Origin of the sequence: Nonomuraea antri (genome assembly GCF_013283785.1) — a bacterium.
GTDB classification, from domain to species: Bacteria; Actinomycetota; Actinomycetes; order Streptosporangiales; family Streptosporangiaceae; genus Nonomuraea; species Nonomuraea antri.
In genome coordinates this window covers 1-15,133 of the sequence record NZ_JABCPZ010000249.1, presented here as the reverse complement: position 1 = coordinate 15,133, position 15,133 = coordinate 1, and the positions used below count along the sequence as shown (strand labels likewise).

Here is a 15,133-nt window from a genome sequence, read left to right as displayed (position 1 = left end):
GGTGGTGTCCGTGCAGGACTCGTTGTTGTCCGTGTCGTCCTCGCGGCTCCCCGTGTACACCTTCGCGCAGTTCGGGATCACCGTGCCCGCCGGCAGGTCCGAGCCCGCCGTCAGCACGAACGTCAGCGTCTCGCTCTCGCCCGGCTTCAACGTCCCCAGCGGGCAGGTGATGGTGAGCCCACTGGCCGGGCACTCGGGCGGGAGCTGGGCGATCGAGGTCAGGTTGCCGTTGGTCTCGTCCTGCACGGTGACGTCCACCGCGTCCGACGGCCCGTGGTTGGTCACCACCACGGTGTAGACGATCGAACCGTCGGGCTGGACCTCGGCCGTCCCGCTCTTGTCGATCTCCACGTCGGTCAGCGTCCGCGTCTGGTTGATCGCCTCGGTGGAGACGGTCCCGGTGGACGGCGAGGACGCCTCGGCGCGGTTGCGCACGTTGGTGCCGTCCGACACGTCCGAGTCGACGGTCACCGGGATCCGCACGGTGTACGAGCCGCCCGCCGGGATCGTGATCCCCTCGCAGGTGACCGTCTGGCCGGAGACCGTGCAGCCGTCGGGCGCGGCGCCGGGTTCGAGCTCGGGGTCGAGGGTGTCGGTGACGGTCACGTCCTGGGCGGCGGTGTCGCCGGTGTTCCGCACGACCACCGTGTAGTACGCCTGGTCCCCGATGATCATCGGGTTGGGCGTGCCCCCTCCTTGGAGATCTCCAGCTCGGCGGCGCGCTGCCGGCCCGGCGCGGCGGACGACGGCACCGCCTGGAGAACCAGCCCGGCCGCCGCCAGGGTCAGTCCAGCCCCTCTGATCAGTCTGCTCGCCATCCTGCCTCCTCCCGGCCCTGCCGATGATCACTCGGGGGCCGGGGCGAGGGCCGCGGCGACACGGGGGATGGAAACTGCTTTGCCCAAAAAGCACCGGGCCGCCACCAGTGTCACGAGCAGGCAGGGTAGGCCCGGACCTATGGGGGACTATCCGTTCGGTGACAGGCAGGACTTCGACGACGCCAACCGCGGATTCGTCGGCACCCTGCACGACCCCGTCATCCGCAGCGAGGGAGGCGTGGCGGTCTGGGACTGCGACGCCTACGACTTCATGTCCGACGAATGCCCGGACACCGCCGACCCGAGCCTGTGGCGGCAGGGCCAGCTCGGCGCCAAGCACGGCCTGTTCGAGGTCGCCGACGGCATCTACCAGGTACGCGGGCTGGACCTGTCGAACGTGACGTTCGTCGAGGGCGCGACGGGCGTCATCGTCGTCGACCCGCTGATGACGGTCGAGCCCGCCAGGGCCGCGCTCGACCTCTACCGCAGGTACCGGGGCGAGCGGCAGGTCAGCGCCGTCGTCTACACCGACTCGCACGCCGACCACTTCGGCGGCGTGCGCGGGGTGACCGACGGCGCGGGCATCCCGATCGTCGCCCCGGAGGGCTTCCTCGACCACGCCGTCATCGAGTACGTCTACGCCGGCGCCGCCACCGCCCGCCGTGCCATCTACATGTACGCCCCCGAGCTGGACCGCGGCCCCGCCGGGCAGATCGGCTCAGGTCTGGGCATGACCAGGTCCACCGGGGAGCTGTCGCTGATCGCGCCCACCCTGGCCATCACGCGTACCGGGCAGCGCGAGGTGCTGGACGGCGTCACGTTCGACTTCCAGGTCGCGCTGGGCGGCGGCATGCAGCCGGTCCAGATGAACGCGTTCCTGCCGGAGCGTCGCGCGCTGTACCTGGCGGAGACCGCCGTCCACACCATGCACAACCTGCTGACGCCGCGCGGCGCCCCGGTACGCGACGCCCGCGCGTGGGCCGCGTCGCTCGCGCAGGTGACCGAGCTGTTCGGGGTGGACTCCGACGTGCTGTTCGCCTCGCACCACTGGCCGACGTGGGGCGGCGAGCGGATCAGGGCGTACCTGATCGACCAGCACGACCTGTACGCCTACCTGCACGACCAGACGCTCCGCATGATCAACAAGGGCATGTCGGCGCTGGAGATCGCCGAGGAACTGCGGCTGCCGCCCTCGCTGGAGCAGCGCTGGTACGCCCACGGCTACTACGGCTCGACCGTCCAGAACGTCAAGGCCGTCTACCAGCGTTACCTGGGCTGGTTCGACGGGAACCCGGCCCACCTGTGGGAGTACCCGCCGGTCGAGGCGGCCAGGCGATACGTGGAGTACATGGGCGGGGCGCGCGAGGTCCTGCTGCGGGCGCGCAAGAGCCTGGAGGACGGCGACCTGCGCTGGGTGGCCACCGTGGTCAACCACGTGGTCTTCGCCGACCCGGACAACACCGAGGCCCGCGAGCTGCTGGCCACCGCCTACGAACGGCTGGCGCACGGCGCGGAGAACGGCACCTGGCGCAACTTCTACCTGACCGGCGCCGAGGAGCTGCGCGGCCGGCTCAAACCACCCGTCTCGGACTCGGCCGCGTGCGACATCATGCCCTCGCTCACCGTCGAGCAGCTCTTCGAGATGCTGGCCGTCAAGATCGACGGCCCGCGCGCCTGGCACACCGAGATCGCGATCGACTGGACGTTCACCGACCTGAACGCCTCCTACCGCCTGTGGCTGACCAACGGCGTGCTCTGGCACACCACCTCGCTGGACGGCCGCAGCCCCGACCTGTCGGTGACGCTCACCAAGCCGCAACTGGTCCAGGTGCTGACCAGCGGCAGGCTCGACGGGATCGCGCACGAGGGCGACGCGTCGGCCGTCGCCGGGATCCTGTCCGTGCTGGAGCCCGCCGACCACCAGTTCCCGATCGTCACACCGTGAAGATCTCCGTCACGCCGTGAAACGGACAGGGCGCCCGGTCCAGGACCGGGCGCCCGTCGTCGGTCAGCGGATCAGCAGGGGCCGAGGTCCTTCCACACGCCCCACTCGCCCGTGGTGCCGGGCTCGTTGTTCTGCGTCCACCACTTGGCCTCCCACGTGCGGGACTTGTGCGAGACCTTCTGGCCGCCGTTGTAGACGGCGGTGGCGTTCCACGCGGGGGCGGTGCAGGCGCCGCCGGTCGGCGTGATCGTCGGGGTGGGCTCCGGCGTGACGCCGCCCCTGGCCAGGTCCTGCGCCAGCCCGTACGTCTTGCCGCCGAACGTCAGCGTGTAGTTCGCCTGCCCGGGCGTGGGCAGGTAGTACACGTAGTCCATGGTCACCGACGCGCCCGGGGCGAGCGACTGCCAGCTCGGCAGCTTCACCGAGACCCGGTGGAAGTCGCCCTTGAGCCCGCCCACGTTGCCGGCCGTCGAGTGCTCGCTGCTGATCACCCGCAGGCCGAAGCCCGACTGGTCCTTGGCGTTGTTCGGAGCCGAGGTGGAGTAGTCCCACTGGATCTCGGCGCCGCCCGGGATGGTCATCTGCGACTTGTTCGTGATGACCAGCTTGGGGCTGATCGGGTAGTTGCTGTCGCCGACGGGGAACGCGGTGGACTGGATGGTCACGTCCAGCTTCTCCGCCGGGATGGCGACCTTCGACTTGGCCGCGCCGTACGGCGTCGCCGCCTTGAACTTGTCGTAGAGCAGCGAGGTGAGGGTCTGGCCCATGAAGTACTCGCCCTTGGCCGAGTCCCAGGCGTAGTCACCGGCCAGCTCCCAGATCATGATGCCGCCGATGCCCTGGTTCTTGACGTAGTCGGCCTTGGCGCCGAGCGACTGGTCGTCCTCGGTGGACAGGAACACCTTCTTGCTCGCGTTCCACAGCCACGGGGCGGTCAGGGTGGAGTCGTAGTGGCGGGTGTAGGTGCCGGTGAGCTTGTCCTCGGGGTCGGTGGCCGGGTTGAGCCCGTACTGCGGCCCGTAGGAGCCGGCGATGCCCTTGGCCAGGTTCATGGCGTGCCACATCGGGTTGGACCCGGCGCCGACCTCCTTGCCGTTCTCCACGTCGTGCCACAGGTTGTCGATGCCGCGCGCGCCGTCGCCGCAGCTCGTCAGGCCCTGCGCGCAGTTGCCGCTCTGGCCGATCGAGGTGCCCCACAGGCCGTTCGTGCCGCCGTTGACGTTCTTCCAGCCACGGGTGTAGTACGGCACGCCGATGTTGATCCGGCCGGACTGCATGGCGCCGCGGAAGTAGTGGTAGGCCCAGTCGGTGTTGAGGTAGCCGAGGCCGCCGTACTGCGAGGTGGTGTAGACGCCCCACTTGGCCAGCTCGGCGTCCTTGCCGTCGTCGAACAGCGCGGCGTTCGGGCCGACGAACTCGTTCCAGGCGCCGTGCAGGTCGTACGACATGATGTTCACGTAGTCCAGGTACTGCGCCACCTGGAACGTCTCCATGCCGCGCAGCAGGTAGCCCGAGGCGGGCGCGGCCACGGTCAGCATGTAGTACTTGCTGTCGGCGGCGGCCGCGGTGTCGAGCTTCTCGCGCAGCGTCTTCATCAGCGCCGCGTAGCCCTTCATCAGGTTCCCGCGCCTGGCGTTGGCGATGCTCCAGTCGAGCGGGTTGCCCGCGTCCTTCATCGAGGTCGGGTACTCGTAGTCGATGTCGACGCCGTTGAAGCCGTACGTGCGCAGGAACGCGACGACGGAGTCGGCGAAGGTGTTGATGCCGGCCTGGTTGACCGAGCCGTCGGCGTTGGTGGTCATCGAGTAGAAGCCGCCGGAGTTGACCCGGTTGCCGCTGGCGTCGAAGTAGCCGCCGGTCTCGGCCCAGCCGCCGACCGAGATCAGGGTCTTGGTGTTCGGGTTCTGCTTCTTGTACTTGTTCAGCAGGTTGAAGTGGCCCTTGTAGGCGTAGGCCGGGTCCATCTCGGCGCCGGCGACGCCCGGCCACTCCAGCGCGGTTGCCGACGAGTCGACGCCGATCTTGTTGGCCGAGTTGACGTGCGCGAACGCGTAGTTGATGTGGGTGACCTTGCCCCACGGGATGTTGTTGGCCAGGTAGGCGGGCTGGCCGTTCTTGCCGGTGCGCCAGCTGGTGAAGTAGCCGATGATCCGGCGGGGGTGGTCGGCCCCCATCTTCTCGCGGCCGTCCTCGTCGTAGGCCAGGCAGTACGGGACGTCCACGTTCGGGGTCTGGTAGAGGCCGTCGGGCCGGCAGGCCGCGTTGTCTGCGGCGGCGGTGGCCGTCCCGGTCAGGGCTCCGGCGCCGGCCATGAGGGCGAGCGCGGCACCGCCGGCGGCGAGTGCGGCACGTAAGCGTGAAGGCATGGGAAGGCCACCTCCGATAGGCGACAAGAAACGGTCGTTGCTCCCCGCCCCCGGGGGTTGAACGTGAAACTAAACGCTGTGACCAGGGCGGTCAATGACTTCTTTTAAGAAACTTTCCTAAAAGTTCATGGGCTCCCGCAGCTTCCAGGGAAGCCTACCCACTGTAGTTGCCCTGTCACGCTCGGCCGCCGGGAGTGGATCACCGCTGAAGAACCGGGACTTCCTGCTGTTCTGGGCAGGACAGAGCGTGAGCGACCTGGGCGCCTCGATCATGGTGTTCGCGCTGCCGCTGGTGGCCGTGACCACACTCGGCGCCTCGACGCTGGAGGTCGGCGCGCTCACCGCGGCCGGCACGGCGGCCTGGCTGGTCATGACGCTGCCCGCGGGCACGCTGGTGGACCGCGTGGCCAAGCGCCGCCTGCTGATCTGCTGCGGGCTGACCCGCTCGGCCGCGGTCATCAGCGTGCCGCTCGCCGCCACGCTCGGCCACCTCACCATCGCCCACCTGTACGTCATCGCACTCGTCGTCGGCACGATCACCGTCGTCTTCGAGGTCGCCTGCCAGAGCTACCTGCCCGCCCTGCTCACCGGCGACCGGCTGACCGGCGGCAACGGCGGCATCGCGGCCAGCAACGCGGTGGCCGCCGTACTCGGGCCGTCGGCGGGCGGCGGCCTGATGGCGCTGTTCAGGAACGCGCCCGCGCTGCTCGTGGTGGACTGCGTGACGTCGCTGGCCGGGGCGCTCTCCCTGCTCCCGATCCGCACGCCCGAGCCCAGGCCGGCCCGCGACCCGGCGCGCAGCCTGCGCGCGGAGACCGCGGAGGGCATCACGTTCGTGCTGCGCCAGCCGGTGCTGCGGCGGATCGTGGCCTGCAGCGCGGTCAGCAACGCCGGCGACACCGTGGTCATCACGCTGGTCGTCGTCTTCCTGCTGCAGGAACTCGGCGCCGGGCCGCCCACGGTCGGCCTGGTCATGGGGGCGAGCAGCGTCGGCGGCGTGATCGGCGGGCTGCTGGCCACCCCGCTGGCCCGCCGGCTCGGCTCGGCCAGGGCGCTGTGGTCGGTCAAGCTCTGCGCGGGCGCGTTCACCCTGCTCATCCCGTTCGGCCGGCCCGGCTGGGGGATCGCGGCGGTGGCCACGGGGCTGTTCGCGCTGCGGCTGTCCACGGTCGCCTACAACGTCCTGCAGGTGACCTACCGCCAGTCGATCTGCCCGGCCGAACTGCTCGGCCGGATGAACGCCACCGTGCGCTGGATGATCCGCGGCGCGATCCCGGTCAGCGGGCTGCTGGCCGGGGTGCTGGGCACCTGGCTCGGCCTGCGCGCCACCCTGGCCGTGGCCGTGGTCGGCTCCTGGCTGTCGGTGTCGTGGATCGTGTTCTCGCCGCTGCGCGGGCACCGCGACTTTCCGCGCGATTCTCCGGCCTGACCCCCGCGATCGCCTTCCAGCCGTTCATACCACTGTTTCATAACATCAAATTATGTGCCGTGGCGGACGCTTTCCGATGGAACGGTTCATTGCAGCGGAAGCGCGGCCCGCGGCCTTTCTCCAGGGCCGTGTTTTCCACCCGCCGCCCAGCTCCATGCCGATTTCGGCGGGAAAATCAATGGCTTGTCGGCAGGCCGATCGCGTGTCACCTTTCCTCTAATGCTGGGCCGGACGAGGGGTTCTCGGCCCAGGTCTTCACGGGGAAGGTTCGAGCAGTGCTCACCAAACATTCATTTCGTCGTGCGCGTTTTCGTGTGCAGTTATTAGTCGCCGTTCTCATGGCGTCGTACCTGGCGCCGATGGACGCGGCGGTCGCGCAGGCCGACCCGCCGCCGGTGCCCGGGATCCAGCAGGGCGGCGCGCCACCGGCGCGGCCGATGCCCGCCGGGGTCCGGCCGGACGCCGCGCTCAGGCCCGACCAGCGCCCGCCCGTGGTGCCGCCCGGCGCCAAGGCCGACGGCAAGCCGGTCAAGGCGGACAAGAACCGCTGGTCGGCGCTGGCCGGTCAGGCCGGCTCCGGCAAGGCGGCACGCACCGCCGCGTCCGCCGACGGCTTCGCCGATCTGTCGCTGCGGCCCGGGTTCGTGCTCGGCGACACCTCGCTGGTGCTGTACTTCGGCGCGGGCCAGGCGGATCCGGCCTGGACCCACGCCCGGGTGCGGCTGTACGAGAAGGACTCGCCGAGCGAGCAGGCCTCGACGCTGGTCCCCCGCTCCGAGCTGGAGCAGGACAAGCTCGCGTGCGGCGGTGGCGGCGAGTTCTGCCGCTCCTTCGGCACCGAGGACGGCTGGGTGCTGGACACCGGCAAGGAGTACTTCGTCACCGCCGCCGCCGTCTACGGCGACGGCCACGAGGTGGTGTCGGGACCGTCGGACCCGTCCGGCCCGCGGGAGACGATCGACCCGCCGCCGGTGCCGAACGAGCAGGCCATGGGCTGCGGGTGCGGCAACGCGCTGGCGCTGACCACGGCCGGGCAGGCGCAGCGCGGGCTCGGCGTGAACACCGGCACGGGCGCGTACGTGCGCACCGAGCAGGACTTCACGATGGCCTCCTTCGGCCCGCAGTTCACCTCCACCCGCACCTACTCCTCGATGAACCGGGGGCAGAGCCTGTTCGGGCTGGGCTGGGCCTGGTCGTACGACATGCGTGTCACCGAGCAGGACGGCGTGGCGATCGTCCGCGCCGAGGACGGCGCGCAGGCCCGCTACACCGCCCAGGACGGCGGCGCGTACAAGCGCCCGCCCGGCGTGCGCAGCACCCTGCGCAAGACCGAGACCGGCTGGGAGCTGAAGACCCCGCGCCAGGTGCGCTACCTGTTCGACGCCCAGGGCCGGCTCACCGGCGTGCGCAACGCCCGCGACGTCGGCACCACGCTGGCCTACGAGCCGCTGGGCGTGAACATCACCGACGCCTCCGGCCGCACCGCGAAGGTGCGCATCGAGGGCGGCCTGATCCGCGAGATCAGCCTGCCCGACGGCCGCAACGTCAACTACTTCTACACCGGCAACCTGCTGACCAAGGCGCTGGACGCCCGCGGCTTCGCCTGGACCTACACCTACCACGCCAACGGCCTGATGGCGCAGGTGAGCGACCCGCACCGGGTGGCGATCGTCACCAACACCTACCGCGAGGACGGGCGCGTCACCGAGCAGCGCGACGGCTTGGGCAAGAAGACCACGTTCGAGTGGGACGCGGCCGAGCAGGAGGCCAAGACCACCGACGCGGACGGCGTGGCGGTCTATGACGGCTACCGGGGCAACACGCTGGTGTACTCCCAGCTCAACGGCGACGCCGACAACCACCGCTACGACAAGGACCTCAACAGGAACCTGGTCGTCAACGGCAACCAGCACCAGCACGAGGCGACGTTCGACGCCAACGGCAACCGGGTCCAGACCAACGCGCCCCAGCCGCTGAAGTTCTCGTCGAAGACCAAGTTCGACGCCAACAACAACCCGACCGAGCACACCGACGCCAACGGCCAGGTGTGGAAGGACACCTACAACGAGTTCAACGAGCTCGTCCGCAGCGAGGACCCCAACGGCAACGCCGTCACCTACGAGTACGACTCCCGCGGCCTGCGCGTCTCCTCCACCGACCAGCGCGGCAAGGTGACCCGCTTCGAGCACTACCCGGCGGGCGGGCCGAACGCGGGCCTGCTCAAGTCGGTGGTCTCGCCGATGGGCCGGCGCAGCGAGCTCGGCTACGACCTCACCGGCCGCAGCATCACCTCGATCGACCCGCGCGGCCTCGTAGCGGGCGGCAACCGCGCCGCCTACACCACCAAGTATGCCTACGACGCCCAGGACCGGCTGCTCAGCACGTTGGAGCCGGGCAAGGTCGGCGCGTGGCGCAGCGGCTACGACGAGACCGGCCGGCTGGTGCGCCGCCAGACCCCCACCGGGCAGACCACCAACTTCTTCTACCTCGCCAACGGCCTGCTGCAGAAGGTCGACGACGAGCGGCGCACCAACGTCTTCACCTACACCGAGGCCGGCCGCCAGGCCACCTCGCAAGCGCTGCTGCGCACCCGGACGCCGATCGTCACCAGCTACACCTACGATGCCAAGGGCCTGCTGAAGACCGTCGTGTCGCCGCGCGGCCACGAGCCGGGCGCGAACAAGGCCGACTTCACCACCACCTACTTCTACGACCACAACGACAACCCGATCCGGGTGCGCCGCCCCTACCCCGGTGGCGGCCACGTGGACCGGGACATCAAGGTCGACCCGCTCGACCGCACCACCAGCTCGGTCGACCCGCTGGGCAAGTCCGCCACCTTCGGCCGTGACAACAACGGCCAGGTCACGGACACGACCGACGCGCTGGGCCGCAAGACGAGCATGGGCTACGACCCGGCGGGCCGGCAGACCGAGATCACCGACTCGGGCGGCAACACCACCAAGACCGAGTACGACAAGGCCGGCAACCGGATCAAGGAGGTCAGCGCCACCGGCGGCGTGACCACCTGGAAGTACGACGACGACGGCTTCATGGTCGCCGTCACCGAGCCGCGCGGCAACGTCGAGGGCGCCGACCCGGCCAAGTACACCACCCGCTACGAGTACGACCAGGCGGGCAACCGGACCAAGACGATCGACCCGCTGGGCAACACCACCACCGTCACCTACGACGCGATCAGCCGGGCCGTCGCGACCACCGACGCCAAGGGACGCGCCACCCACAGGACGTACCGCGAGGACGACCTGCCGGCGACCGTGCACACGCCGGAGACGCCGTACAACCCGAACGACCCGCAGGCCCGCTCGACCGTCTACACCTACAGCGTCGACGGGATGCTGGAGTCGGTGCGCGACCCGCTGGGCCGCTACACCCGCATGGCCTACGACGACGCGGGACGGCTGATCACCAAGGCCGACCCGCTGGCCCGCCGCGTCGAGATCACCTACGACGCGGAGAACAACCCGCTCGCCGCCATCACGATCAACGGCCCCGAGTGGGTGTCTCCGGAGGAGCGCGCCAAGCGCACCATCACCAGCACCTACGACATCCTGAACCGCCGGACCAGGACCGCGCTCGGCTCGCTGGGCCCGGCCTACACCTTCGCCTACGACGCCAAGGACCGCACCACGGCCTACGGCGACCCGACCGGCGTGCGCGAGGTCGCCTACGACGACGAGGACCAGATCCAGACCGTCACCCGCAAGAGCGCGGGCCAGGACGACCAGAAGTTCTCCTACGGCTACGACGACCGCGGCAACGTCACCTCCCGCACCTACCCCGACGGCACCAAGGTCACCTTGGGCTACGACGCCGACAGCCGGCTCACCTCCCAGAGCGTGACGGGCGGCGTCGCCGGCGGGACCAGCACGTGGGAGTTCGGCTACGACGCGGCCGGCCGCCGTACCAGCACGACCCTGCCCACCGGCGGGCTGACCGAGAAGCGCGTCTACGACGAGGCCGGCCGGCTGACCGGGATCAGCGCCGGGAGCGTCTCGGCGTTCGAGCTGACGCTGGACGAGGTCGGCAACCCGACCAAGGCGGTCACGACCCGCGGCGAGCGCACCGAGTCGGTGGCCTACGCCTACGACAACGTGGACCGGGTCACCTCGGCCTGCTACTCCGCGACGTCCTGCGCGACGGGCTCGCAGCTGGCCGGGCGCATCGACTACACCTACGACCTGGTGGGCAACCGCCTCACCCAGAAGCGGACCGGCACCGCGGGCAACGACACCACGACCTACGCCTACGACGCCGCCGACCAGCTCGTCAAGGAGACCGTCGCCAAGCCGGGCAGCGTGGTGGCGAAGGACTTCGCCTACGACGTCAACGGCAACCAGATCCGGGCCGGGGCCGACCGGTTCGAGTACAACCTGGACAACAGCCTGGCCAAGGCGACCGTCAACGGCCGGGCCACGTCCTTCACCTACGACGCCGACGGGCTGCGGCTGAGCGCGTCGGGTCCGGGCGGCACGCAGCGCTGGGCCTGGGACGTCAACGGCACCCTGCCGCAGATCGCGCTGGACACCACCACGGACTCCGCCGGCGCGCTGGTGGACAGCCGCGGCTTCACCTACGGCCCGGACGACGAGCCGCTGGCCCTGCTGACCGGGGGCGGCGCGCACGCCTACACCCACGACTGGCTGGGCGGCGTGGCCAACATGCTCTCACCGACCGGCCAGGTCGAGGCGGGCTACGACTACGACCCGTTCGGCAACCCGCGCACCGGCACCACCCTGGCCACCGCGCCCGCGCCGGCCGCAGGATCGGCCACCGCCGCCGGGACGGCCGGCGAGGAGTCGGGCTCGACGGTCTCGGGCTCGGCCGGCCCGACCAACCCGCTGCGGTTCGCCGGCGCCTACCAGGACGACACCACCGGCACCGGCAACTACTACCTGCGCGAACGCAACTACAACCCGGGCACGGGCCGCTTCACCAGCACCGACCCGATGCCCACGGGCGAGAGCGCGACGTCGGCCTACACCTACGCGAGCAACAACCCGCTGGTGTTCACCGACCCCACCGGGATGCGGCCGGACAACGGCCCCACCACCGGCGCCACGACGACGGCCCCCGACCAGGAGGTGCCGGGCGGTCCGAGCGCCGAGGACGTGGCCAAGGCCCAGCAGCTGCAGAGCAAGAGCGTGCTGGACGTGATCCTGGAGGCCGGCGGTCAGATCCTCATGGAGGTCCTGGGGATCAACGACATCATCAACTGCCTGCAGGGTGACCTGGGCGCCTGTGTGTCGGCGGTGGTCGGCTCGCTGCCCTGGGGCAAGATCTTCAAGGCCCCGAAGATCATCGGCGCCATCTGGCGGGCGGGCAAGGCCGTCATCACCTTCTTCCAGGAGCTGAAGTGGGCCAAGGCCATCCTGCGCGGCGCCGAACGCGCCGCTGAGGCGGCCAAGGCGGCGGCCGCCAGAGCCGCCAAGGCCGCCGCCGACAAGGCCGCGGCGGCCAAGGCGGCGGCGGAGGCCGAGGCCAAACGCCTGGCAGCCGAGGCCCGCGAACGGGCCAGGGCACTGGCGGCCAAGGCCAAGGCCAAGACCAAGGCGAACAAGGGCGACACCAAGGCGGAGGTGCCCAACTCGCGGCGTGCCCCCGAGGGCGACTCCTGCCCGATCCGCGGCAGGAACAGCTTCGTCGCGGGCACCCTCGTCCTGCTCGCCGACGGCACCGCCAAGCCCATCGAACAGGTGAAGCTCGGCGATCAAGTGCTCGCCGCCGACCCCGAGACCGGGGAGACCAGCGTCAAGCCGGTGGTGACGGAGATCATCGGCGAGGGCGACAAGAAGCTCGTGCGGGTGACGGCCGGCGACGGCGACATCGTCGCCACCGACGGCCACCCGTTCTGGGTGCAGAGCGAATACGCCTGGCTGAAGGCGGGCGACCTCGAACCCGGCATGTGGCTGCGCACCAGCGCGGGCACGTACGTCCAGATCACCGCGGTCGCCAGGTGGACGGCCAGGGAACGCGTCTACAACCTCACCGTCGCGGACGTCAACACCTACCACGTCTTCGCGGGCGACCAGGCGATCCTCGTCCACAACGCGCGGATCCCGGCCGGCAGTCTTGGCGTGGTCTACCTGCGGACGGACACGGTGACCGGCCAGGAGTACGTCGGGCAGGCCGGAAGCTGGTCGCGTTATCTCAAGCGGCAGAAGGAGCACGCGAAGAAGCACCCGGCCGCGAAGTTCACCTTCGAGGTGCTCGGCCGGGCCACCTACGGCACCGATCTCGACGTGCTCGAAGAGAGCTGGATCAGGGCCGGCGGTGGGCCGCAGCGCATCGCGGGCAGTGTTCTGGGCAACGATCGGTACCAGATGAACGACACCGCCTACAAGGCGGCCGGAGGTGACGTGTGCTGACACGGGAGGGGGACGTCCTGCTCGTCCCTGCGGAGAAGGGGCGGCTGGTCGTCGGCCAGGCCGTCCGGGTGATGGGCACCTCGTTCCTGCTCGCCACCTTCTCCGCGATCTCCGACGAGGAGGCCGCGCCCGACCCGGGCGAGCTCGACCTGAGCGAGCCGGTGTTCCTGGCCGAGACCGTCGACCAGAGCGTCGAATCCGGGCGGTGGAAGGTCATCGGGAACCGGCGGCCGGACCCCGGGCTGCCGATCCCGGTCTTCAAGGTCCAGGTCGGCCTGGGGGGTGACTACCACCTCCAGGACCACCGGGGCGAGATCGGCAGGAAGGCCACGGCCGAGGAGGCGCGGCGGCTGCGGGCGCCGCGGTCGTACTCGCCAGCCCTGGTCGAGCAGGCCCTGCGGGCTCATCAGGGACACGACGACTGGCTCGACGTGTTCGACGACATGCGCGCCGACCCCGAAAGGCACGTCGGCGACATCTTCTGATCCGGCCCGATGAAACGGCACCGGCGGATCGGCGGCTCTCCCGCCGCCCGATCTGCCGGTGCCTCGTTTTCCGGAACCCGGGAATCTAAGATCGGCTCGTGGCTTCAGACCCGGAGACGCCGAATCTGGCCCGCATGTACGACTACATGCTCGGCGGCAAGGACAACTACGCCGTCGACCGCCAGGCCATCGACCAGCTCACCGCGCACATCCCGGCGGCCGTGCCGCTGGCCAGGGCCAACCGCGCCTTCCTGCAGCGGGCCGTACGCCACCTGGCGGACGCCGGCGTCAGGCAGTTCCTCGACCTGGGCAGCGGGCTGCCCACCCAGGGCAACGTGCACGAGATCGCCCGCGAGGCGTGCCCCGACGCCAAGGTCGTCTACGTCGACCACGACCCGGTCGTCGCCGCCCACGCCAGGGCGCTGCTGGAGGAGGAGGGGCGGGTCGCCTTCGTCGAGGCCGACCTGCTGCGCCCGGCCGACGTGCTGGCCGAGGTCGACGGCTTCCTCGACCTGGACGAGCCGGTGGCGGTGCTGCTGGTGTCGATCCTGCACTTCGTCCAGGAGGATCCGGGGCCGATGGTGAAGGTCCTGCGCGAGGCCGTCGCGCCGGGCAGCCACCTGGTGCTCACCCACGCGGTCTCCGGGCTGACCGGGGACGACCGCGAGGAGGCCGCCAAGGACGTCTACCGCGGCTCGTCCACCGGCGGGGCCACCGGGCGCACGCTCACCGAGATCACCGCGTTCTTCGGCGACTTCGAGCCGGTCGAACCTGGGCTGGTGCCGGTCGGGCAGTGGCGTCCGGACACCCCGGTGCTCGTCGGCGACGGCTCGCTGCCCGACTACCTGTACGCGGGGGCCGCGCGGAAGCCTTAGTGCTTTTGCGGGTGTTTGCCGGGCTCTAGGCTGTGCGCGTGGAGATCCGGGTGCTGGGACCGCTGGAGGTCGTGGAGTCGGGAGAGCTCCGCGTTCTCGGCTCGCCCAAGCAGCGGACCCTGCTGTGCCTGCTGGTGCTGGCCGAGCGGCGACCCGTGTCTCCCGCCGTGCTGATCGACCGGCTGTGGGGGGACGACGCGCCGCCGGAGGCGCTGGTGTCCGTCCAGGCGTACGTGTCGAACCTGAGGCGCGCGCTGGAGCCCGAGCGCCGGCCGCGCGCGCCGAGCCGGCTGCTGACCCGCGGCCCGGCCGGGTACCGGCTCGACGTGGACCCCTCCGTCGTGGACGCCACCCGCTTCACCGGGCTCGTGTCGCTGGCCGAGCAGGCGCTGGGCGGCGGCGACCCGGCCGCGGCCGAGCGCGCGGCGAGCCAGGCGCTGGCGTTGTGGCGGGGCGAGCCGTACGCGGAGCTGTCCGGCCAGGAGTACGCGATCGCCGCCCAGGCGCGGCTCGCCGAGGCCAGGGAGCGGGCCCGCGAGATCCTCATCACCGCGGCCATGGAACAGGGGCGGCACGCCGAGGTGCTGGGCGATCTCGAGGCGCTGACCCGCGAGCACCCGCTGCGCGAACGGCTGTGGGCGCTGCGCGCGCTGGCGCTGTACCGGTGCGGACGTCAGGGGGAGTCGCTGGACGCGCTGCGCACCGCGCGCCGCATCCTGGCCGAGGAGCTGGGCATCGATCCCGGCGAGGACCTCAGGGCCCTGGAACGCGACATCCTCGCCCAGTCACCGACCCTGCGCCCACCACGCCCCGATGCGCCCACCCA

9 protein-coding genes are annotated in these 15,133 nt (G+C 70.7%); 6 read left to right on the top strand and 3 right to left on the bottom strand.

The window, feature by feature from the left end; all coding sequences use genetic code 11:
* Nucleotides 1–675, bottom strand: a 675-nt coding sequence (locus HII36_RS46355) for a COG1361 family protein (protein ID WP_173529749.1), incomplete at its 3' end; no start/stop codon positions are given.
* Nucleotides 672–818 (bottom strand): hypothetical protein, encoded by a 147-nt coding sequence (locus HII36_RS46350; RefSeq protein ID WP_173529748.1) that lies wholly within the window; start codon nt 816–818, stop codon nt 672–674. The genes HII36_RS46355 and HII36_RS46350, both read right to left, overlap by 4 nt.
* Nucleotides 819–957: 139 nt before the next feature.
* Between HII36_RS46350 and HII36_RS46345 the strand changes: the two genes are divergently transcribed.
* Nucleotides 958–2,763: an alkyl/aryl-sulfatase gene (locus HII36_RS46345; RefSeq protein ID WP_173529747.1), complete on the top strand. Its 1,806-nt coding sequence runs from the start codon at nt 958–960 to the stop codon at nt 2,761–2,763.
* A 71-nt stretch (nt 2,764–2,834) separates the two neighbouring features.
* On the opposite strand, the gene HII36_RS46340 is transcribed toward HII36_RS46345, so the two are convergent.
* A complete protein-coding gene (locus HII36_RS46340; protein WP_173529746.1) occupies nt 2,835–5,129 on the bottom strand; it encodes a chitinase C-terminal domain-containing protein in 2,295 nt (764 codons plus the stop codon).
* A gap of 127 nt (nt 5,130–5,256) precedes the next feature.
* Here HII36_RS46340 and HII36_RS46335 point away from each other — a divergent pair, with 127 nt between their 5' ends.
* The 5 genes from HII36_RS46335 to HII36_RS46315 all read left to right on the top strand — a co-directional run.
* Nucleotides 5,257–6,558, top strand: coding sequence for an MFS transporter (locus tag HII36_RS46335; protein ID WP_173529745.1), 1,302 nt, complete (start codon nt 5,257–5,259; stop codon nt 6,556–6,558).
* Between the two features lie 338 nt (nt 6,559–6,896).
* Nucleotides 6,897–12,947: an RHS repeat-associated core domain-containing protein gene (locus tag HII36_RS46330; RefSeq protein ID WP_217370808.1), complete on the top strand. Its 6,051-nt coding sequence runs from the start codon at nt 6,897–6,899 to the stop codon at nt 12,945–12,947.
* Entirely contained in the window at nt 12,941–13,432 is a 492-nt protein-coding gene (locus HII36_RS46325; protein ID WP_173529744.1) for a hypothetical protein, read from the top strand. Before HII36_RS46330 ends, HII36_RS46325 begins: the two co-directional genes overlap by 7 nt.
* A gap of 98 nt (nt 13,433–13,530) precedes the next feature.
* Nucleotides 13,531–14,307, top strand: a complete 777-nt coding sequence (locus HII36_RS46320; RefSeq protein ID WP_328808200.1) for an SAM-dependent methyltransferase — start codon at nt 13,531–13,533, stop codon at nt 14,305–14,307.
* Between the two features lie 38 nt (nt 14,308–14,345).
* The coding region (locus HII36_RS46315; RefSeq protein WP_173529743.1) for an AfsR/SARP family transcriptional regulator at nt 14,346–15,133 on the top strand (788 nt) is incomplete at its 3' end.

Coding starts and splice junctions, on each gene's coding strand:
- HII36_RS46350 (WP_173529748.1), bottom strand. CDS start 818: ATGGCGAGCAGACTGATCAGAGGGGCTGGACTGACCCTGGCGGCGGCC.
- HII36_RS46345 (WP_173529747.1), top strand. CDS start 958: ATGGGGGACTATCCGTTCGGTGACAGGCAGGACTTCGACGACGCCAAC.
- HII36_RS46340 (WP_173529746.1), bottom strand. CDS start 5,129: ATGCCTTCACGCTTACGTGCCGCACTCGCCGCCGGCGGTGCCGCGCTC.
- HII36_RS46335 (WP_173529745.1), top strand. CDS start 5,257: ATGGGCTCCCGCAGCTTCCAGGGAAGCCTACCCACTGTAGTTGCCCTG.
- HII36_RS46330 (WP_217370808.1), top strand. CDS start 6,897: ATGGCGTCGTACCTGGCGCCGATGGACGCGGCGGTCGCGCAGGCCGAC.